At 72.1% G+C, this 19,291-nt stretch carries 17 protein-coding genes; 9 read left to right on the top strand and 8 right to left on the bottom strand.

From position 1 onward, the window contains the following. The first annotated feature begins 6 nt into the window (after positions 1 to 6). From tam to ABID77_RS07075, 4 genes are all read left to right on the top strand, one after another. On the top strand, positions 7 to 789 hold the full coding sequence (gene tam / locus ABID77_RS07090; protein WP_429592813.1) for a trans-aconitate 2-methyltransferase: 783 nt from the start codon (positions 7 to 9) through the stop codon (positions 787 to 789). Then, complete coding sequence (locus tag ABID77_RS07085; RefSeq protein WP_429592810.1) at positions 786 to 1,802, top strand: HpcH/HpaI aldolase/citrate lyase family protein; 1,017 nt, start codon at positions 786 to 788, stop codon at positions 1,800 to 1,802. Before tam ends, ABID77_RS07085 begins: the two co-directional genes overlap by 4 nt. A gap of 119 nt (positions 1,803 to 1,921) precedes the next feature. Beyond that, positions 1,922 to 2,554, top strand: coding sequence for a hypothetical protein (locus ABID77_RS07080; RefSeq protein ID WP_429592807.1), 633 nt, complete (start codon positions 1,922 to 1,924; stop codon positions 2,552 to 2,554). A 29-nt stretch (positions 2,555 to 2,583) separates the two neighbouring features. Beyond that, positions 2,584 to 5,178 (top strand): bifunctional aconitate hydratase 2/2-methylisocitrate dehydratase, encoded by a 2,595-nt coding sequence (locus ABID77_RS07075; protein ID WP_429592804.1) that lies wholly within the window; start codon positions 2,584 to 2,586, stop codon positions 5,176 to 5,178. Between the two features lie 100 nt (positions 5,179 to 5,278). Here ABID77_RS07075 and ABID77_RS07070 read toward each other — a convergent pair whose 3' ends face one another. From ABID77_RS07070 to ABID77_RS07050, 5 genes are read right to left on the bottom strand one after another with little or no spacing between them, the layout of a single operon-like run. Then, a complete protein-coding gene (locus ABID77_RS07070; protein WP_429592801.1) occupies positions 5,279 to 5,989 on the bottom strand; it encodes a glycosyltransferase in 711 nt (236 codons plus the stop codon). Continuing rightward, positions 5,986 to 6,651, bottom strand: coding sequence for a class I SAM-dependent DNA methyltransferase (locus ABID77_RS07065; protein WP_429592798.1), 666 nt, complete (start codon positions 6,649 to 6,651; stop codon positions 5,986 to 5,988). The genes ABID77_RS07070 and ABID77_RS07065 overlap by 4 nt, the downstream gene beginning before the upstream one ends. Further along, positions 6,648 to 7,469: a PIG-L deacetylase family protein gene (locus ABID77_RS07060; protein ID WP_429592795.1), complete on the bottom strand. Its 822-nt coding sequence runs from the start codon at positions 7,467 to 7,469 to the stop codon at positions 6,648 to 6,650. Before ABID77_RS07060 ends, ABID77_RS07065 begins: the two co-directional genes overlap by 4 nt. After that, positions 7,457 to 8,467: an acyl-CoA dehydrogenase gene (locus ABID77_RS07055; protein ID WP_429592792.1), complete on the bottom strand. Its 1,011-nt coding sequence runs from the start codon at positions 8,465 to 8,467 to the stop codon at positions 7,457 to 7,459. Before ABID77_RS07055 ends, ABID77_RS07060 begins: the two co-directional genes overlap by 13 nt. A gap of 22 nt (positions 8,468 to 8,489) precedes the next feature. After that, on the bottom strand, positions 8,490 to 8,987 hold the full coding sequence (locus tag ABID77_RS07050; RefSeq protein WP_429592789.1) for a pyridoxamine 5'-phosphate oxidase family protein: 498 nt from the start codon (positions 8,985 to 8,987) through the stop codon (positions 8,490 to 8,492). Between the two features lie 284 nt (positions 8,988 to 9,271). Here ABID77_RS07050 and ABID77_RS07045 point away from each other — a divergent pair, with 284 nt between their 5' ends. The 5 genes from ABID77_RS07045 (at position 9,272) to ABID77_RS07025 (ending at position 16,137) form a co-directional block, all read left to right on the top strand. Continuing rightward, on the top strand, positions 9,272 to 12,169 hold the full coding sequence (locus ABID77_RS07045) for an aconitate hydratase (RefSeq protein WP_429592786.1): 2,898 nt from the start codon (positions 9,272 to 9,274) through the stop codon (positions 12,167 to 12,169). A gap of 111 nt (positions 12,170 to 12,280) precedes the next feature. Further along, on the top strand, positions 12,281 to 12,592 hold the full coding sequence (locus ABID77_RS07040; RefSeq protein WP_429592784.1) for a FeoA family protein: 312 nt from the start codon (positions 12,281 to 12,283) through the stop codon (positions 12,590 to 12,592). Beyond that, positions 12,585 to 14,501 carry a ferrous iron transporter B gene (gene feoB, locus ABID77_RS07035; protein WP_429592781.1) on the top strand — a complete coding sequence of 639 codons (1,917 nt, stop codon included), beginning with the start codon at positions 12,585 to 12,587 and terminating at the stop codon, positions 14,499 to 14,501. Before ABID77_RS07040 ends, feoB begins: the two co-directional genes overlap by 8 nt. Positions 14,502 to 14,527: 26 nt before the next feature. Beyond that, positions 14,528 to 14,878 carry a DUF6587 family protein gene (locus tag ABID77_RS07030; RefSeq protein WP_429592779.1) on the top strand — a complete coding sequence of 117 codons (351 nt, stop codon included), beginning with the start codon at positions 14,528 to 14,530 and terminating at the stop codon, positions 14,876 to 14,878. 8 nt (positions 14,879 to 14,886) lie between these two features. Beyond that, positions 14,887 to 16,137, top strand: coding sequence for an FAD-dependent monooxygenase (locus ABID77_RS07025; RefSeq protein WP_429592776.1), 1,251 nt, complete (start codon positions 14,887 to 14,889; stop codon positions 16,135 to 16,137). A 39-nt stretch (positions 16,138 to 16,176) separates the two neighbouring features. On the opposite strand, the gene kynA is transcribed toward ABID77_RS07025, so the two are convergent. From kynA to kynB, 3 genes are read right to left on the bottom strand one after another with little or no spacing between them, the layout of a single operon-like run. Further along, entirely contained in the window at positions 16,177 to 17,151 is a 975-nt protein-coding gene (gene kynA / locus ABID77_RS07020; protein WP_429592773.1) for a tryptophan 2,3-dioxygenase, read from the bottom strand. Then, positions 17,151 to 18,557 (bottom strand): kynureninase, encoded by a 1,407-nt coding sequence (gene kynU, locus ABID77_RS07015; RefSeq protein ID WP_429592771.1) that lies wholly within the window; start codon positions 18,555 to 18,557, stop codon positions 17,151 to 17,153. The genes kynA and kynU overlap by 1 nt, the downstream gene beginning before the upstream one ends. Positions 18,558 to 18,562: 5 nt before the next feature. Further along, positions 18,563 to 19,240, bottom strand: coding sequence for an arylformamidase (gene kynB / locus ABID77_RS07010; RefSeq protein ID WP_429592768.1), 678 nt, complete (start codon positions 19,238 to 19,240; stop codon positions 18,563 to 18,565). Positions 19,241 to 19,291: the final 51 nt, after the last annotated feature.

Here is a 19,291-nt window from a genome sequence, read left to right as displayed (position 1 = left end):
GGCACCATGCTCGACTGGAATCCCGCGCTCTACGGCCGCTACGAGGACGAGCGCACGCGCCCGGCCGCCGAGCTGCTGGCGCGGGTTCCGCTCTCCGGCGCGACGCGCGCGGTCGACCTCGGCTGCGGGCCGGGCAACTCGACCGAACTCGTCGCCCGGCGCTTTCCCGGTGCCGAGGTGCTCGGCATCGACAACTCCGAAGCCATGCTGGCCGCCGCGCGCGAGCGCCTGCCGGCCGCGCGCTTCGAAGCCGGCGACATCGCGCGGTGGACTCCCGCCGCTGATGCCGCTCCCGATCTCATCTACGCCAACGCCGCCCTGCAGTGGGTGCCCGACCACGAGGCGCTGATCCCGCGTCTGTTCGCGGCGCTGGCTCCCGGCGGCGTGCTGGCCGTCCAGATGCCCGACAACCGCGCCGAGCCCACGCACCGGTTGATGCGCGAGGTCGCGGCCGAGCCCACGTGGCGCGAGGCCGTCGGCGACGCCGACCGGCTGCGCACCGAGCTGCTGCCGCTGGCGGGCTACTACGACCTGCTCGCGCGCGACGCGGCGGCGGTTGACGTCTGGCACACCATCTACCAGCATCCGCTGGCCTCGCCGGCGGCGATCGTCGACTGGGTGCGCGCCACCGGGCTCAAGCCCTTCGTCGACCGGCTGACGCCCGAGCTGCGGGCGAGCTATCTGGCCGAGTACGAGCGCCGCGTCGACGCGGCGTACCCGGTGCGCGCCGACGGCCGGCGGCTGCTGGCCTTCCCCCGCATGTTCATCGTGGCGCGAAAGGCGACATGACCGCATCGACGACCCCCGATCCCTCGCACCCGCGCTCGATGCTGCTCGGCGCCCAGGCCGGCGCCGTGACGCTGCCGGTGTGCGACCACTACAGCGGCGTCGAGGCGCGCATGCGCAAGAGCCTGGCGCTACAGGCCGAGCTGACGGCCGAGTTCGGCGCCTGCGTCTTCGACGTCACCCTCGACTGCGAGGACGGCGCCCCCGTGGGCGCGGAGGCCGAGCACGCCGCGCTGGTCACCGAGTTGGCGCTGGGAGCCGCGCCCGGCGCGCGTGTCGGCGTGCGCGTGCATCCGGTCGATCACGCCTCGTTCGATGCCGACGTGGCGACCATCGCCGGCCGCGCCGGTGCGCGACTGAGCCACCTGATGGTGCCCAAGGTCGAATCGGTGGCCGACGTGGTGCGCGCCGCCGCCGCGCTCGACGCCGCCGGTGCCGCCGAACTGCCGCTGCACGTGCTGATCGAATCGCCGCTGGCGGTGCACCGCGCCTTCGACATCGCCGCGCACCCGCGCGTGCAGTCGCTCAGCTTCGGCCTGATGGACTTCGTCTCGGCCCACGCCGGCGCCATCCCGGCCGAGGGCATGGGCGCGGCCGGCCAGTTCTCGCACCCGCTGGTGGTGCGCGCCAAGCTGGAGATCGCCTCGGCCGCGCACGCGCACGGCAAGGTGCCCTCGCACTGCGTCGTGACCGAGTTCGGCGACGTCGACGCGATGCGCCGGGCGGCGCTGCGGGCCGCGGGCGAGTTCGGCTACACGCGCATGTGGAGCATCCATCCGGCGCAGATCCGGCCGATCCTCGAGGCCTTCGCGCCCGACGCGCGCCAGATCGACGTCGCCGTGCGCATCGTCGAGGCGGCGCAGCGTGCGCAGTGGGCGCCGGTCAGCATCGACGGCACCCTGCACGACCGCGCGAGCTACCGCCATTTCTGGCAGGTGCTCGAACGCGCCCATGCCACCGGTCGGACCCTGCCGGCCGAGGCCCGGGCGTGGTTCGCACCGGCGGGGAACGGTTGACGCGTTTCCCGCTCCATTTCGGGCCTGGCCCCGGATTTGCATCGCCTCTGGGTGATGCGGTCGTCCCCAGGCAAATGTCTTCACCCCAAGTCCCTGTCATCCCTAGGAAACCCCGCTCCATGAAAACCACCGTCCTGATCGCGACCCTCGCGCTGGCACTGCCCTTCGCCACGTTCGCGCAGACCGCGGCCAATGCCGACAAGGCCAAGCCGGCCGCCAAGAGCGCCGCCAAGCCCGCCGCCGCCAAGCCGGCGCCCAAGGCCGCCGACAAGACTGCCGCCAAGGCCGCCGTGAAGAAGCCCACGCGCCAGATCACCCGCCGCGCCGCCAAGGCCGTCGAGGAAGTCACGCCGATCGACACCAACACGGACGTCACGCTCAGCGAGGCCGACCTCGCCGTCGCCCAGCTGGTGCACACCGGCAAGATCCAGTGCGAGCTCGGCGCCGACGTCACCGTCACCGCCGACGAGAAGAAGCCCGGCTTCTTCAGCGTCTCCACCAAGGGCGCCAAGTACCGCATGCACCCGGTGGAGAGCCGCACCGGCGCGATCCGGCTGGAAGACCCGCGCGCGGGCGCCATGTGGCTGCAGATCGCCAACAAGTCGATGCTCATGAACCAGAAGATGGGCCTGCGCCTGGCCGACGACTGCCAGGCCCCGCAGCAGCTCGCCTTCGCCGACGAGATGAAGAAGAACCCGCCCAAGAGCCTGTTCGAGGGTGCCGATCCGCAGCCCGGCGCCGCCGCCAATTAATCCTGTTCGTTTCAGCCCTGGAGAAAAAGATGTTGCAAGCCTACGTTGACCATGTCGCCGAGCGCGCCGCGCTCGGCATCCCGCCGCTTCCCCTGACGGCCAAGCAGACCTCCGAGATGATCGAGCTGCTCAAGACCGCGCAGCCCGGCGAGCAGGGCGACTTCCTGCTGAACCTGCTCGCCCACCGCGTGCCCGCAGGCGTGGACGACGCGGCCAAGGTCAAGGCCAGCTACCTGGCGGCCGTGGCCCACGGCACGCAGGTCACGCCGCTGCTCTCCCGCGCCCGCGCCACCGAGCTGCTGGGCACCATGCTGGGCGGCTACAACATCGGGCCGATGATCGACCTGCTCAAGGACGAGGAGGTCGGCACCGTCGCCGCCGAAGGGCTGAAGAAGACGCTGCTGATGTTCGACCAGTTCCACGACGTCAAGGAACTGGCCGACGGCGGCAACGCCAACGCCATCGCGGTGATGCAGAGCTGGGCCGACGCGGAGTGGTTCACTGGCCGCCCCGAAGTGCCCGAGAGCATCACCTTCACCGTCTTCAAGGTGCCCGGTGAGACCAACACCGACGACCTCTCGCCCGCGCCCGACGCCACCACGCGCCCGGACATCCCGATGCACGCGCTGGCCATGCTGAAGAACAAGCGCGACGGCGCGGCCTTCACGCCCGAGGAGGACGGCAAGCGCGGTCCGATCAAGTTCATCCAGGACCTCGTCGCGCGCGGCCTGCCCGTGGCCTACGTCGGCGACGTGGTCGGCACCGGCTCCAGCCGCAAGTCGGCCACCAACTCGGTGTTGTGGTTCACCGGCGAGGACATCCCCTTCATCCCGAACAAGAAGTTCGGCGGCATCTGCCTGGGCGCCAAGATCGCGCCGATCTTCTACAACACCATGGAAGACGCCGGCTCGCTGCCCATCGAGCTGGACGTGAGCCAGATGGAGATGGGCGACACCATCGAGCTGCGTCCCTACGAGGGCAAGGCCCTGAAGGACGGCCAGGTCATCGCCGAGTTCAAGGTCAAGAGCGAGGTGCTGTTCGACGAGGTGCGCGCCGGCGGCCGCATCCCGCTGATCGTCGGCCGCGGCCTGACGACCAAGGCGCGCGAGGCGCTGGGCCTGCCGGCCTCCACGCTGTTCCGCCTGCCCCAGGCGCCGGTGGACAGCGGCAAGGGCTTCTCGCTGGCGCAGAAGATGGTCGGCCGCGCCTGCGGCCTGCCCGAAGGCCAGGGCGTGCGCCCCGGCACGTACTGCGAACCGAAGATGACCTCGGTCGGCTCGCAGGACACCACCGGCCCGATGACCCGCGATGAGCTCAAGGACCTGGCCTGCCTGGGCTTCTCGGCCGACCTCGTCATGCAGTCGTTCTGCCACACGGCGGCCTACCCGAAGAAGGTCGACGTGAAGATGCACCACGAGCTGCCGGACTTCATCAGCACGCGCGGCGGCGTCTCGCTGCGCCCGGGCGACGGCGTGATCCACAGCTGGCTCAACCGCCTGCTCACGCCCGACACCGTCGGCACCGGCGGCGACAGCCACACGCGCTTCCCGATCGGCATCAGCTTCCCGGCGGGCTCCGGCCTGGTCGCCTTCGCGGCGGCCACCGGCGTGATGCCGCTGGACATGCCCGAATCGGTGCTGGTGCGCTTCAAGGGCACGATGCAGCCGGGCGTGACGCTGCGCGACCTGGTCAACGCCATCCCGCTCTACGCCATCAAGTCGGGCCTGCTGACGGTTGCCAAGCAGGGCAAGAAGAACATCTTTTCGGGCCGCATCCTGGAGATCGAGGGCTTGCCGGACCTGAAGGTCGAACAGGCCTTCGAGCTGAGCGACGCCTCGGCCGAGCGCTCGGCCGCCGGCTGCACGGTGCACCTGAACAAGGCGCCGATCATGGAGTACATCAACAGCAACATCACCCTGATGCGCTGGATGATCGCCGAGGGCTACGCCGACGCCCGCACGCTGGGTCGTCGCATCGCCGCCCAGGAAGCCTGGCTCAAGGACCCGCAGCTGCTCAAGGGCGACGACGACGCCGAGTACGCGGCCGTCATCGAGATCGACCTGGCCGACATCCACGAACCCATCGTAGCCTGCCCGAACGACCCGGACGACGTGAAGACGCTGTCGGACGTCGCCGGCGCGACCATCGACGAGGTGTTCATCGGCTCGTGCATGACCAACATCGGCCACTTCCGCGCGGCCTCCAAGCTGCTCGAAGGCAAGCGCGACATCCCGGTCAAGCTGTGGATCGCGCCGCCGACCAAGATGGACGCGCAGCAGCTGACCGAGGAAGGCCACTACGGCGTCTTCGGCAACGCCGGCGCGCGCACCGAGATGCCCGGCTGCTCGCTGTGCATGGGCAACCAGGCGCAGGTGCGCGAGGGCGCGACCGTGATGTCGACCTCGACCCGCAACTTCCCCAACCGCCTGGGCAAGAACACCTTCGTCTACCTCGGCAGCGCCGAGCTCGCCGCGATCTGCTCGCGCCTGGGCCGCATCCCGACGAAGGCGGAGTACATGGAGAGCGTCGGCGTGCTGGACGCCTCCAGCGCGCAGATCTACCAGTACCTCAACTTCGACAAGATCGAGGACTACCAGACGGCGGCCGACAACGTCGCCGCCTGACGCTCGGATTGATCTTGGGAGCGCCTGCCGCGCTTCTTCGATGAAAGGCCCACTTCGGTGGGCCTTTTTTCCGTATGGTTCCGTCCGGAACGCTGCGGTCCTACTCCATCACCCGCTGCACCGCCACCGTCACGGCCGTGGCCGCCAGTCCGGCGGCGATGACGGCCAGGAGCGTGTCGCCGAAGCCGCCGCGCGCGCGGGCATCGGCGCGCGCGCTGGTGGTCACGCGCGGCGCGGCGCTCCAGGCGATGCGCGCGCCGCTGGCCTGGAGCGCTTCGACCAGCGCCACGTCCTCGCTGCAGGCCAGCGGCTGGAAGCCCCCGACGCGTTCATAGGCCGCGGCCGAGACGCCGAGATTGGCGCCGTGGATGTGCCGGTGGCCGTCGACGTCGTGGTAGGTGATGGCGAAATGGTCGCGGATGAAGCCGGCCTGCGGGCCGTGCGCGCTCCAGTCGTCCACGCCGATGGAGCCGCAGACGACGTCGGCGTCGAGTTCGAGCTGGCGCACCAGCCAGTCGGGCGAGACCCGCGTGTCGGCGTCGGTGAAGGCCAGCCAGCGCGCGCCGCGCGCCAGCAACGCCGAGGCGCCCGCCGCGCGGGCCCGGCCGACGTTGCGCACCTCCAGGGCCAGCGCCTCGACGCCGCATGCCCGGACGATGTCGGCCGTGGCGTCGCGGCAGCTGTCGAGCACCACCAGCAGTTCCACCGCCTCGCCCGCGAGGCCGGGATGGCGCGCGGCCAGCGCCAGGGCGGCGAGGGTGTCGCCGATGTGCTCCGCCTCGTCGTGGGCGGGCACGACCACGCCGATCACCGGATGCCCTCCCGCTGCGCGACCGAGCGCGCGTCGCGACACCAGACGTCGAGCACGAAATCGTCCTCGACGTGATGCACGGTGCGTGGCAGGCCGAGGTCGGCCAGCGCGGCATGGACGGCGTCGGTGGACAGCGCCCGGGCGTCGAAATCGGGCCGCCAGTCGCAGGCGACCAGCACGCCGTCGTCGGCCAGGGCCGAGCGGCAGCGGTCGGCCAGCGCGCGCATCGCATCGGCATCGAGGAAGTAACCCATCTCGCTGACGACGACGAGGTCGAAGGTGCCCGCCGGCCAGTCGCCCGGCAGCACGTGGGAGGCGATGCGCACGTTGGGCAGCGTCGCCGTGCGCGCGCGGGCCGAGGCCAGCGCGCGCGGGCTGAAGTCGCTGGCGAGCAGGTCGTCGCAGCGTGCGGCGAGTTCGGCCGTCAGTTCGCCGGCGCCGCAGCCGGGCTCGTAGGCGCGGGCGTAGCGCGGATGGGGCAGGGCGGCCAGCAGGACCGCGCGCTTGCGGGCCTCGTACCAGCGCGTGCGCAGGCCGTAGGGGTCGGCGCTGTCGCCGTACATGCGCTCGAAGTAGGGCAGGCGGCCGGTCGCATCGGTCGTGGGCGCGGGACCGGCTGCGTCGCCGTCCACGGCCGTCGACGGCGCATCGGTCGCGCTCACGTGAACACCACCTCGAACGGCCGCCGGGCGCGTTCGACCGTCGTCGATCGCAGGATCGGCCCGGCGCCGGTCGATTCGTCCGGCAACAGCTGGCTGCGGAAGGCGTCGACCGCCTCGGCCTTGCGATGCGCCGTGTCGGCGTCGAGCGCCACGCGGCGCGCGCGCGACCAGGGCAGCCGTGCATCGCCCGCCACGGCCCAGTGCCACGCCCACACCGGCACTTCGACCAGCGTCACGCCCATGCAGGCGGCCACGGCGGCGCAGGCCTGTCCGGTGGCTTCGTGATCGGGATGGCCGTCGAAGCGCCACGTGGTGAAGACGACGTCGCCGGGACGCAGCAGGGCGGCGACGCGCTCGGCCAGCGCACCGCGCGAGCGCATCAGGCCACCGTCGGGCAGGCCCAGGCGGCGCACCTCGCACGACGCCAGGTCGAGCCGTCGCAGCGCTTCGGCAGTCTCCAGCGGACGCTCGCGCGCCAGCCGCTCGGGCGGCCACAGGGGCGAGCCGTCGTGGCTGCCGGTGCCGTCGGTCGCGGCCACGACCAGGAGCTCGCGGCCCAGTCGATGGAGACGTGCGAACAGCCCGCCAACCGAGAGCACCTCGTCGTCCGGATGCGGTGCGACCACGACCGCGCGGCAGCCGGGCGGCACCAGGGTCTCGGGCGCGGCCTCGGGCAGCCGCCGGCGGTCCAGCCAGCGCAGCCAGTCGGCCTCGGACGTGCCGGCGCCCTCGATGGCGCGATCGCCGGCGGGGCCCGCCGTCGCGGGGGCGGGCGAAGGCGAAGGGGCGGCGACGGCGGACGGACTCACAGTTTCCACGGGGATTCCTCTTCGGGGAGCAGGCCCGTGCCCAGCGACGCGAGATCGCGCTCGGCATGGCTCTGGCGCAGGAAGACCGGCAGGTCGGCCATGGCGCGTGCGAAGCGTGCGTCGCGGCACAGGGGGCCGGCGCCCAGGGCACGGCCCGCATGGTCGAGCACCCGCGTGGCCGCGTGTTCGACGGCCAGCCGCGCGCGCGCGGCCACGCGCTGGGCATCGGCGCGCGGATGGGCGTCGATCCAGGCGGCCGCCTCGCGCAGCACCGCCGCCGCGCCGGCCAGCGCAACGTCGATCGCGCCCAGGTGCGCCAGGCGGTGGGCGTCGGGCTTCGGACCGAGCCGGCGGCGCGTCATCTCGGCGATGCCCTGGGCGCCGCCGTACCAGCAGGCGGCGATGCCCGCGCCACCCTGCCAGAAGCCGGGTCGCGCCACGTAGTCGCCGGGCTGGCCGACCGGCGTCGCCGCGGCGTCGTCGAAACGCACGTCGACGCTGCCCGTGCCCGCCATGCCCACGGCGTGCCAGCCGGTGTCGGTGACCGTCACGCCCGGCTGATCCAGTGCCACGGCCGCCAGGCAGGGCTCGCCCCGGGCGTTCCAGCAGCTGATCACGGCATGGGTCGAGCTCGCCGCGCCCGAGCACCAGGATTTGGTGCCGTGGAGGCGCGCGTCGGAGCCGTTCGCCGATTCGCGCAGTTCGACCCGCGCGTCGGGCGGCTCCGCGCACCACGTGCCCCAGCGGCTCGCCGGCGGCGGGGCGGGACCGCCGAGTTCGGCCAGGATGGCCAGGGCGTCGGTGTGGCCCTCGAACAGCTTGATGAGCGTCAGGTCGCGAGTGGCCACGGCCGTCAAGGCTTGCCATCGCGCCAGGGTGCGACCGTCGCCGGGCAGAGGCAAGTCATCGGCACCCGCTTCGATCAGGTGAGCTAGCGACGGCGGCTGTGAAGCGCCGTCGAGCAGTGCGGCCAGCCGGTCGAAGCCGCCGGCGCCCGGAGAGGACATCAGGGTCGGACTCAGGCCGATGTCAGAGATCGACCTTCTTGTGCTCGCCGAGGTTCTTGGGCACGTCGCCGGTGAGGGCGGCCTTGGCCATCTTCAGCAGCTGCACCATCTTGCTGTCGTCGACGTCCCAGTACTCGGCTTCCTCGATGTGCACGGCCAGCAGGCCGGTGTTCGGATCGGTGGGGCCGTTGGGGAACCAGGCCTTGGCCATCGGGTTGAACAGTTCCTCCTTCTTCGCCAGATCGTCGAGCATGGAGGCGCGGCCGGCCACGGAGACGTAGCTATCGCTGCCGGTGTTGGCATAGGCCACGTTGACGATGCCGTCCTCGGCCACGTGGCGGGCGATGTCGCCGTCGGCGGGCACGAAGAAGTAGAGCGTGGCGTGCTCGTCGACCGACTTGTTCTGCGTCGTCAGCGGGTGGCTGTGCAGCAGGCCGTCGTGATGGCGGTGGGTCAGCATGCCGAAGCGCGTGTCCTTGATCAGCTCCCAGAGCTTCTGATGGGTGTGGGTGTCGGCCATGTGGAATTCCCGTTCTTTGGTTGATGGATGTACCCATTCACACTACGGGCGAGCGTCACCCCATGCCGGCCTTCCTGCGGCTGATGATCGTGTCGTCCTGCACCGACGAAAACGCGACCGGCTCGGGGTATGCCCTGACGCCGACGGCCGTTCCGGCCCCGTTCGGGCTCCGAGGCGATGTCGTCCTACGCGTGCTGGCAGTGTCCCCAAGGGTGCCGGTTTCACGCACGACTGCTAAGGTTTCCAGGTTTTCCCACGCTTTCCGTCATTCCACAGGAGTCCCCATGGCCACCACCCCCGCGCACGCCTTCGCGTCCACGCTCAAGACGTTCCGCACGCCGTCGGGGCGTTCCGGCAAGTACTGGTCGCTCAAGGAACTGGCCAAACAGTACCCGAGCGTGTCGCGCCTGCCGGTGTCGATCCGCATCGTGCTGGAGTCGGTGCTGCGCAACTGCGACGGCCAGAAGGTCGGCGAGGACAACGTGAAGCAGCTGGCGCACTGGCTGCCCAACGCCGAGCGCACCGACGAGATCCCGTTCGTCGTCGCCCGCGTGGTGCTGCAGGACTTCACCGGCGTGCCGCTGCTGGCCGACCTGGCCGCGATGCGCAGCGTGGCCGCGCGGCTGGGCAAGTCGCCCAAGGCCATCGAGCCGCTGGTGCCGGTCGACCTGGTGGTCGACCACTCGGTGATGGTCGACTACTACGGCACGCCGCAAGCGCTCGACCTCAACATGAAGCTGGAATTCCAGCGCAACCACGAGCGCTACCAGTTCATGAAGTGGGGCATGCAGGCCTTCGACACCTTCGGCGTCGTGCCCCCGGGCTTCGGCATCGTCCACCAGGTGAACCTGGAATACCTCGCGCGCGGCGTCTACAAGCGCGCCGACGACACGGCCGAAGTGCCGGTCTACTACCCCGATTCGCTGGTGGGCACCGACAGCCACACCACCATGATCAACGGCGTCGGCGTGGTCGGCTGGGGCGTGGGCGGCATCGAGGCCGAGGCGGCCATGCTCGGCCAGCCGGTCTACATGCTGACGCCCGACGTGGTCGGCTTCGAGCTTACCGGCAAGCTGCGCGAGGGCGTCACGGCCACCGACCTGGTCCTCTACGTCACGGCCATCCTGCGCGGCGAGAAGGTGGTGGGCAAGTTCGTCGAGTTCTTCGGCCCCGGCGCCGCCTCCATCGCCGTGCCCGACCGCGCCACCATCGGCAACATGGCGCCCGAGTACGGCGCGACGATGGGCTTCTTCCCGGTCGACGAGATGACGGTGGCCTACTTCAAGGGCACCGGCCGCACCGACGAGGAGATCGAGCGCTTCGAGGCCTACTACAAGGCGCAGGGCCTGTTCGGCATGCCGGCGCCGGGCGACATCGACTACACCAAGATCGTCAAGCTCGACCTGGGCACCGTCACGCCGAGCCTGGCCGGGCCGAAGCGTCCCCAGGACCGCATCGACCTCGGCCACCTGTCGACCAAGTTCTCCGAGCTCTACAGCAAGCCCAACAACGCCAACGGCTTCAACCAGCCGGCCGAGAAGCTCAAGAGCCGCTTTCCGCTCCCGGTCGCGGCGGCACCCGGCGGCGCGGCCGACAACGCCGAGGCACCGCCCACGGCGCCCGGCGAGGCCCGGCAGGTGGTCGAGATGGTCGCCAACCGGCCGACCCGCGAGGCGGCCGACACCAGCGCCTCGGCGGCGGCGTCGACCGTGCCCGCGACCCCGGGCGCCGGGGTCACCATCGGCAACGGCGACGTGCTCATCGCCGCCATCACCTCCTGCACCAACACCTCCAACCCGAGCGTGATGCTCGGCGCCGGCCTGCTGGCGAAGAAGGCGGTGGAGGCGGGGCTCACGGTCAAGCCGCACGTCAAGACCTCGCTGGCGCCGGGCTCGCGCATCGTCACCGAGTACCTGGAGAAGGCCGGCCTGCTGCCCTACCTGGAGAAGCTGGGCTTCTACCTGGCCGGCTACGGCTGCACCACCTGCATCGGCAACGCGGGCGACCTGACGCCGGAGATCAACGAGGTCATCACGAAGAACGACCTGGTCGCGGCGGCCGTGCTGTCGGGCAACCGCAACTTCGAGGCCCGCATCCACCCGAACCTGAAGGCCAACTTCCTGGCCTCGCCGCCGCTGGTGGTGGCCTTCGCCATCGCCGGCAACGTGATGGTCGATCTCATGACCCAGCCGGTGGGCCAGGGCACGGGCGGCAAGGACGTCTACCTCGGCGACATCTGGCCGACCACGCAGGAGATCGACGAGAACCTGCGCTACGCCATGAACGCCAAGGCCTTCCGCGCCAACTACGACAAGGTCCGGACCGACCCGGGCGAGTTCTGGACCAGCATCCAGGGCACGACCGGCGAGGTGTACGACTGGCCGACCTCCACCTACATCGCCGAGCCGCCGTTCTTCGAGGGCTTCGAGATGACGCCGCAGGCGGGCGCGGCGCCCGGCTTCCTGGGCGCGCGGATCATGGCGCTGTTCGGGGACTCGATCACCACCGACCACATCTCGCCGGCCGGCGCCATCAAGGAGAGCTCGCCCGCCGGCCTGTGGCTCAAGGATCACGGCGTCGCCAAGACCGACTTCAACAGCTACGGCTCGCGCCGGGGCAACCACGAGATCATGATGCGCGGCACCTTCGCCAACGTGCGCATCAAGAACCTCATGCTGCCGCCGGACGACAAGGGCACGCAGGAGGAGGGCGGCTTCACGCTGTTCCAGCCCGGCAACGAGAAGATGGCGATCTACGACGCCGCCATGACCTACATCGACCAGGGCGTGCCCACGGTGGTCTTCGGCGGCGAGGAGTACGGCACCGGCTCGTCGCGCGACTGGGCCGCCAAGGGCACGCAGCTGCTGGGCATCAAGGCCGTCGTGGCGCGCAGCTTCGAGCGCATCCACCGCGCCAACCTGGTCGGCATGGGCGTGCTGCCGCTGCAGTTCCGCGGCGCCGACTCCTGGCAGAGCCTGGGGCTGACCGGCGACGAGCGCATCGACGTCGTCATCGGCGGCGAGCTCAGGCCGCAGATGGACGTGAAGCTCGTGGTGCACCGTCCCGACGGCAGCCAGCAGGAGGTCACCGTGCGCCTGCGCATCGACACGCCCATCGAGGTCGACTACTACCTCCACGGCGGCATCCTGCCGTTCGTGCTGCGGCAGCTGCTGGAGGACTGAGCCGGTCGCCGGGAGGGGAAAAGCGGGCGGTCCGGCCCGGATCGAGTTGAGAATGGTTAGCATCTGGGTTTTGATCTCGCGTCGTCCGCCTTCGCGGACCGTGTCCCGCCCGTGCTCCATACCGACTCCGACGCAGCGTCGCTGCAGGCCGCCGTGCAGCGGCTCGACCAATTCCCGTCCCATCAGTGGGCGACCGTCGTCGACCTGCGCCGCCCCGGCGCGGCCGACGCCGCCGAGGACCGCGACCTCGTCCTGCGGCTGACCGAGATCGGCTTCGTCCCCGGCGAAGCGGTGCGCATCGTCGCCAGCGGCCTGCCGGGGCGCGAGCCGCTGGCCGTGCGCCTGGGCCACACCACCTTCGCGCTGCGGCGTCACGAGGCGTCCTTCATCCACGTCACGGCGGGAGCGGCCCATCATGGTTGAAGCCACGCTCGTTTTCCAGCCGGGCGCGGCACGGTCCGGATCGGCCGCCGCGCCGCCGGAGCGCATCGCCTTGCTGGGCAACCCCAACTGCGGCAAGACCGCCCTGTTCAACCTGCTGACCGGCAGCCGCCAGAAGGTCGCCAACTACGCCGGCGTGACCGTCGAGCGCAAGGAGGGCGTGCTGCAGACCACCGGCGGGCGCCGCGTCTTCGTGCTCGACCTGCCGGGGGCCTACAGCCTGAACGCGTTGTCGGCCGACGAGGCGGTCACACGCGACATCGTCACCGGCCGCAGCAAGGAGGCGCTGCCCGACCTGATCGTCTGCGTCACCGACGCCACCAACCTGCGCCTGAACCTGCGCCTGGTGCTGGAGGCCCGGCAGCTCGGCCTGCCGATGGTGGTGGTGCTCAACATGACCGACATGGCCCGCAGGCAGGGCATCGCCGTCGACACGGCGGTACTTTCGCGCGAGCTGGGCCTGCCGGTGATCGAGACCGTGGGTGTGCACGCCGGCGGCGCCGACGGGCTGCTGGCCGCGCTCGACGCGCCGGTTGCCGCCGCAGCGCCGGTGCCGTGGGTCGCGCCGCAGCTCGACGACGTGCTCGCCACGCAGCGCGAGGTGCGCCGCATCCTGGGCTTGGCCGTGACCGAGCCGGTCGGCAGCCTGGCCACGAGCGACCGCATCGACCGCGTGGTGCTGCATCCGCTGTGGGGCATGGTGGTGCTGGCCGTCACGCTGTTCCTGATGTTCCAGGCCGTCTTCAGCTGGGCCAACGTGCCGATGGACCTGATCAAGGGCGCCACCGAGGCGCTCGGCGAACTCGTCGGCCGGCTGCTGCCCGAAGGCCTGCTGCAGAGCCTGCTGGTCGACGGCGTGGTGGCGGGGCTGGGCGGGGTGATCGTCTTCCTGCCCCAGATCCTGATCCTGTTTCTGTTCATCCTGGCGCTGGAGGATTCGGGCTACCTGCCGCGCGCGGCCTTCCTGCTCGACCGCGTGATGGGCACGGTCGGGCTGTCGGGGCGCTCGTTCATCCCGCTGCTGTCGAGCTTCGCCTGCGCGATTCCCGGCGTGATGGCCACGCGCACCATCAGCAACTGGCGCGACCGCCTGACGACCATCATGATCGCGCCGCTGATGACGTGCTCGGCGCGGCTGCCGGTCTACGCGCTGCTGATCGCCGCCTTCATCCCCGAACGCACGGTCGGCGGCGTCTTCAACCTGCAGGGGATCGTGCTGTTTGGGCTCTACGTCTTCGGCATCGTCTCGGCGATGGCCGTGGCCTGGGTCATGAAGCGCTTCCGCCAGGCGAGCGATGGCACCGTGCACTCGCCGCTGCTGATGGAGCTGCCGGCCTACCGCTGGCCGAACCTGCGCAATCTGGCGCTCGGCCTGCACGAGCGCGCCTGGATCTTCCTGCAGCGCGTGGGCACGATCATCCTGACGATGACCATCCTGCTGTGGTTCCTCTCCACCTTCCCGTCGCCGCCCGAGGGCGCGACCGGTCCGGCGATCCAGTACAGCGCGGCCGGCGTGCTCGGCGGCTGGCTCGAACGCCTCTTCGCGCCCATCGGCTTCAACTGGCAGATCTCGATCGCGCTGGTGCCGGGCATGGCCGCGCGCGAGGTGGCGGTGGGCGCGCTGGGCACGGTGTACGCGCTGTCGGCGACCGGCGAGGGCGTCGCCACGGCGCTGGAGCCGCTGATCGCGGGCAGCTGGTCGCTGGCGACGGCGCTGTCGCTGCTGGTGTGGTTCGTCTTCGCGCCGCAGTGCCTGTCGACCCTGGCGGCGGTGCGGCGCGAGACCAACTCCTGGCGCTACGTCTGGATCATGGCCGGCTACCTCTTCGGGCTCGCCTACCTGGCGTGCTTCGTCACCTACCGCATCGCGCTGGCCCTGGGCTGGGGCTGACGCGACCCACCCCATCGGAGGCTCCCGTGACCCAGCAGATCATCGTCGGACTCATCGTCGCCTGCGCCGCGCTCTACGCCGTCTGGCGCTGGATGCCGGCGACCTGGCGGCGCGCGGCGGCGGGCCGGGTGGCGGCCGGATCGCGGCGCGCCGGTCTTGTCGACGCCGAGCGCGCCCAGGCGCTGGCCGCCTCGCTCGCCAAGACCTCCGGCTGCGGCGCGTGCGACAGCTGCGGCGGCTGCGGGACCGGGGCCAGGCAGGGTACAGCTGCCGCCGACGGCGCGGCCGGGGGTGCCGGTGCGGTCCGCGCGACGGGGGCGGCGAACGCTGCGTCGTCGGCCCGCGCGGACGTCCGTCCGGCCCACGCCGGACGCTGACTCCGGTCGTGACGCCGCGCATCCTCGTCGCCGGTGGCGGCATCGGCGGGCTGGCCTGCGCGCTGGCGCTCGCGCGCGGCGCGACCGGCGCGGCGGCCGATCGCGGCCCGGAGGCCGTGCCCCGCCCGATCCACGCACCGCGCCCCCGCGTCGACCTGCTGGAACAGGCCGACGCCTTCGGCGAGGTCGGTGCCGGCCTGCAGCTCGGACCCAACGCCACGCGGCGGCTGCACGCGCTCGGGCTGAAGGAGGCACTGGCCGGCATCGCGGCGGTGCCGGAGGCGCTCGTGGTGCGCGGCACCGGCGGCGACGGCGTCGTCGCGCGGCTGCCGCTGGGCGAATCGATGCATCGGCGCTACGGCGCGCCGTACTGCTGCGTCCACCGCGCCGACCTGCACGCGCTGCTGCTCGACGCCGTGCGCGGGAGCGACGGCGCCACGCTCCACCTGGGCGCGCGCATCGAGCGGATCGAGACCCGCGGCGAGTCGGTCCATGTCGCCAGCGCCGACGGTCGCGGCTGGTCGGGCGACGCCCTGATCGGCGCCGACGGTCTCTGGAGCGCCGTGCGATCCCATGTGACCGGCCCGGCCGATCCGGCCCCGCGCGTCACCGGCCACACGGCCTGGCGCGCGCTGGTGCCGCAGGCCGCGCTGCCGGCCGCGCTGCGCGGGGACGACGTGCGCGTCTGGCTGGGCGCGCGCCTGCACGCGGTGGCGTACCCGGTGCGCGGCGGCGCGGCGCTCAACGTCGTCGTGCTGGCCGAATCGGCCCCGGCCGGCGATGCGCGCGACTGGGACCAGGCCACCGGCCTCGACGCCCTGCAGCGGGCCACGGGACGCTGCGGTGGAATGCTGCAGGCGCTGATCGAGGCGATGCCCGGCTGGCGCGCCTGGACGCTGTGCGATCGCGCGCCGCTCGCCGGCCCGGCCGCGATGGCGCGCGGGCGCATCGCATTGGCCGGCGATGCCGCGCATCCGATGCTGCCGTACATGGCGCAGGGCGCGGGCATGGCGATCGAGGACGCGGTGGCGCTGGCCGGTGCGTTGGGAGCAGGGGGCGGCACCACCGCCGCCGACGTGCCTGCCGCGCTGTCGCGCTACGCCGCCGCGCGCTGGCAACGCAACGCCCGGGTGCAGGCGCGGGCCCGGCGCAACGGCGTGGTCTTCCACCTCGCCGGCCCGGCCCGGCTGGCACGCGACGCCGGTCTGCGCGCCCTGGGGCCTAGGCTGCTCGACGTGCCCTGGCTCTACGCCGGCTGAGCCGGCCGGCCGGACACGGTCCGTGCGACCCCGGGCCGATCAGAGGTCGGTGCGCAGCGCCCACAGTTCGGGGAACAGCACCACGTCGAGCATCTTGCGCAGGTAGCTCACGCCGCCCGTGCCGCCGGTGCCGCGCTTGAAGCCGATCACGCGCTCGACCGTCGTCACGTGGCGGAAGCGCCAGAGCCGGAAGGCGTCCTCGATGTCGATCAGCTTCTCGCCGAGCTGGTAGAGGTCCCAGTGCGCCCGCGGATCGCGGTAGACGGCGAGCCAGGCGGCGCGCACGGCCTCGTCGGGCTCGCAGGGCCGGGTCCAGTCGCGCGCCAGGCGCTCGGCGGGAACGGCCAGGCCGTGGCGGGCCAGCAGGCGCAGGGCCTCGTCGTAGAGCGAGGGCGCGCGCCAGGCGGCCTCAACCTGGGCCAGCAGGTCCGGCCGGTGCGCGTGGGGCTGCAGCATGGCGGCGTTCTTGTGGCCGAGCATGAACTCGATGCGGCGGTACTGCGCGCTCTGGAAGCCGCTGGAATTGGCGAGCCAGGGCCGCATGGCGCTGTACTCGGGCGGCGTCATGGTCGCCAGCACGCTCCAGGCGCCGACGAGTTGCTCCATGATCCGGCTCACGCGCGCCAGCATCTTGAAGGCGTCGGGCAGCCGGTCGGCGGCGACGCCGTCGATGGCCGCCGTCAGCTCGTGCAGCATCAGCTTCATCCACAACTCGCTGGTCTGGTGCTGGACGATGAAGAGCATCTCGTCGTGCGCCGGCGAGCGCGGATGCTGGGCCGCGAGCAGTTCGTCGAGGTGCAGGTAGTCGCCGTAGCTCATGGCGGCGCTGAAGTCGAGCCGCGCGCCCTCGTCGCGCACGATGCGCTCGGCGACGGGTGCCTGCGTGGCGGTGCCGGACGGCCCGGGCGTCGATCCCGGACCGTGGCCGTGGAGGGCGGGCGCAGCGGCGGCGGCGGCAGTCGCGGCAGGCCAGGCCGGCGGATCGGGCCGGACGGATGGGGTGTCGGCCGCCATCAGGTCACTGCCTGCTTCCGGTTGAACTCCGGGCGCTGCCATTCGCGCGCCGCCAGCACCCGCGTCAGGTGGTCGACGGCCCGCCAGACGTCCTTGAAGCCGAGGTAGAGCGGCGTGAAGCCGAAGCGCAGGATGTCACGCGAGCGCGCGTCGCCGGCGCGGAAGTCGCCGACGACGCCGCGCGCGATGAGCGCTTGGACGATCGCGTGCGCGCTCGGCGCCGGGCCGTCGTGGTCGGCCGACGCCGCGTCGGTGCCTGCCAGCGTCAGGCTGACCTGCGAGCCGCGCCGCGCGTGCGCGCGGGGCGTGGCGATGTCGAAGCGGCCAGGGCAACGGGCCTCGACCAGCGCGATGAACGCGTCGGTCAACGCCAGCGACTTGCGCCGCAGCGCGCCCATCGGCCCAGCGTCGCCGTCGAAGGGTGCGGCGGCCAGCACGGTGTCGAGTCCGCATTCGAGGCCGGCCAGCGCGACGATCGGCTGGGTACCGCACAGGTAGCGCGCGATGCCGGCGGCGGGCCGGTAGTCGGGCGTGAACGCGAACGGTGCCGCGTGGCCCCACCAGCCCGACAGGGGCTGCTCGAAACGTTCCGCGTGGCGCGCGTGCGCCCAGACGAAGGCCGGCGCGCCCGGCCCGCCGTTCAGGTACTTGTAGCCGCAGCCGACGGCGAAGTCGGCGCCGCAGTCGTCCAGCCGTACCGGCACGGCGCCGGCGCTGTGCGCCAGGTCCCAGACGGCCAGCGCACCGGCGGCGTGCGCGGCGGCGGTGACGGCACGCATGTCGTGCATCGCGCCGGTGCGGTAGTTGACGTGCGTGAGCATCAGCACGGCGACGTCGCCGGCGGCGAGGGCGGCGTCGAGTCCGTCCGCGTCGTCGAGCAGCGCCAGGGTGAAGCCGCGCTCGCGGCACAGCGACTGCGCGATGTAGAGGTCGGTCGGGAAGTTGCTGCGCTCGCTGAGCACCACGCGGCGCGACGCGTCGCGGTCGCCTTCGCCATCGCGCCGCAGCACCTGCGTCATCGCCGCGAACAGCACCTTGTAGAGGTTGACCGAGGTGCTGTCGGTGCACACCACGCTGCCGGGCGCGGCACCGACCAGCCGCGCCACCTTGTCGCCCAGGCGCTGCGGCAGGTCGAACCAGCTCGCCGTGTTCCAGGAGCGGATGAGCCCTTCGCCCCATTCCCGCGCCACGACCTCGGCGATGCGCGCCGGGGCGGCCTTCGGCAGGGCGCCGAGCGAGTTGCCGTCGAGGTAGATCACGCCCTCGGGCAGCGTGAAGAGATCGCGCAGGGGACGCAGCGGGTCCCGTGCGTCCAGGGCGCGGCAGTCGTCGAGGCTCGGGGCGGTGGCGGGGGAGCGGGGCGCCGTCGTCGACGACGACGGGGTGGCGGTCGGGGTGGAGGTCATGGCGGTCACGGGGTGGAAGGAGGCGCAGCGGTGCCGGCGGCGGGCGGGAGGTCGCGCAGCACCGCGCGCACGGGCGAGGCGTCGGCGGTCGTGAGCCTGAGCGGCAGGGCGATGAGTTCGTAGTCGCCCTCGGGCACGTCGTCGAGCACCAGGTTCTCCAGCACGCGCAGGCCCAGGCGGCGGATCGCCTGGTGGCTGTCGAGCGTCTTGCTGGTGGCCGGGTCGATGCTGGCGCTGTCGATGCCCACCAGGGTCACGCCGCGCGCGGCCAGCCGTTCGATGGCGTCGGGCGCGAAGGCGACGAGGTCCGGGTCCCAGCGGTCGACGACGGCCCGCGCGCGGGTGCGCACCAGCACGCGCGGCGGCAGGTCGTCCAGCGCGTGCGCGAGGTCCGCCCAGCCGATCAGCGGACCGCGATCGATGACGTGGACGACGCGGCAGCGACCCAGGAAAGGCGCGAGGTCGACCGCGCCGATCGCGGCGCCGTCGGGGTCGTAGTGCAGCGGCGCGTCGGCATGCGCGCCGACGTGCGGCGACAGCGTGATCTCGCCGACGTTGACCGGGCAGTCGGGTCCGATCCGCGCGGCCCAGCGCTGGCGGTAGGGCGTGTCGCCGGGAAAGACCGGCGCGCCCTCGTGGACGGGCGGGGAGATGTCCCGGATGCGGGGTGGGGAGGCAGGCATGGCGCGAAGTTAGCGCCGCGCGACGGGGCGTGGTGTCGGTTATTTCCAACG

It is taken from the genome of Variovorax sp. PvP013, assembly GCF_050435945.1.
Classification (GTDB): Bacteria; Pseudomonadota; Gammaproteobacteria; order Burkholderiales; family Burkholderiaceae_C; genus Variovorax.
Note: the sequence above shows the minus strand (reverse complement) of the source record. Positions and strands in the feature narration are given on the sequence as shown.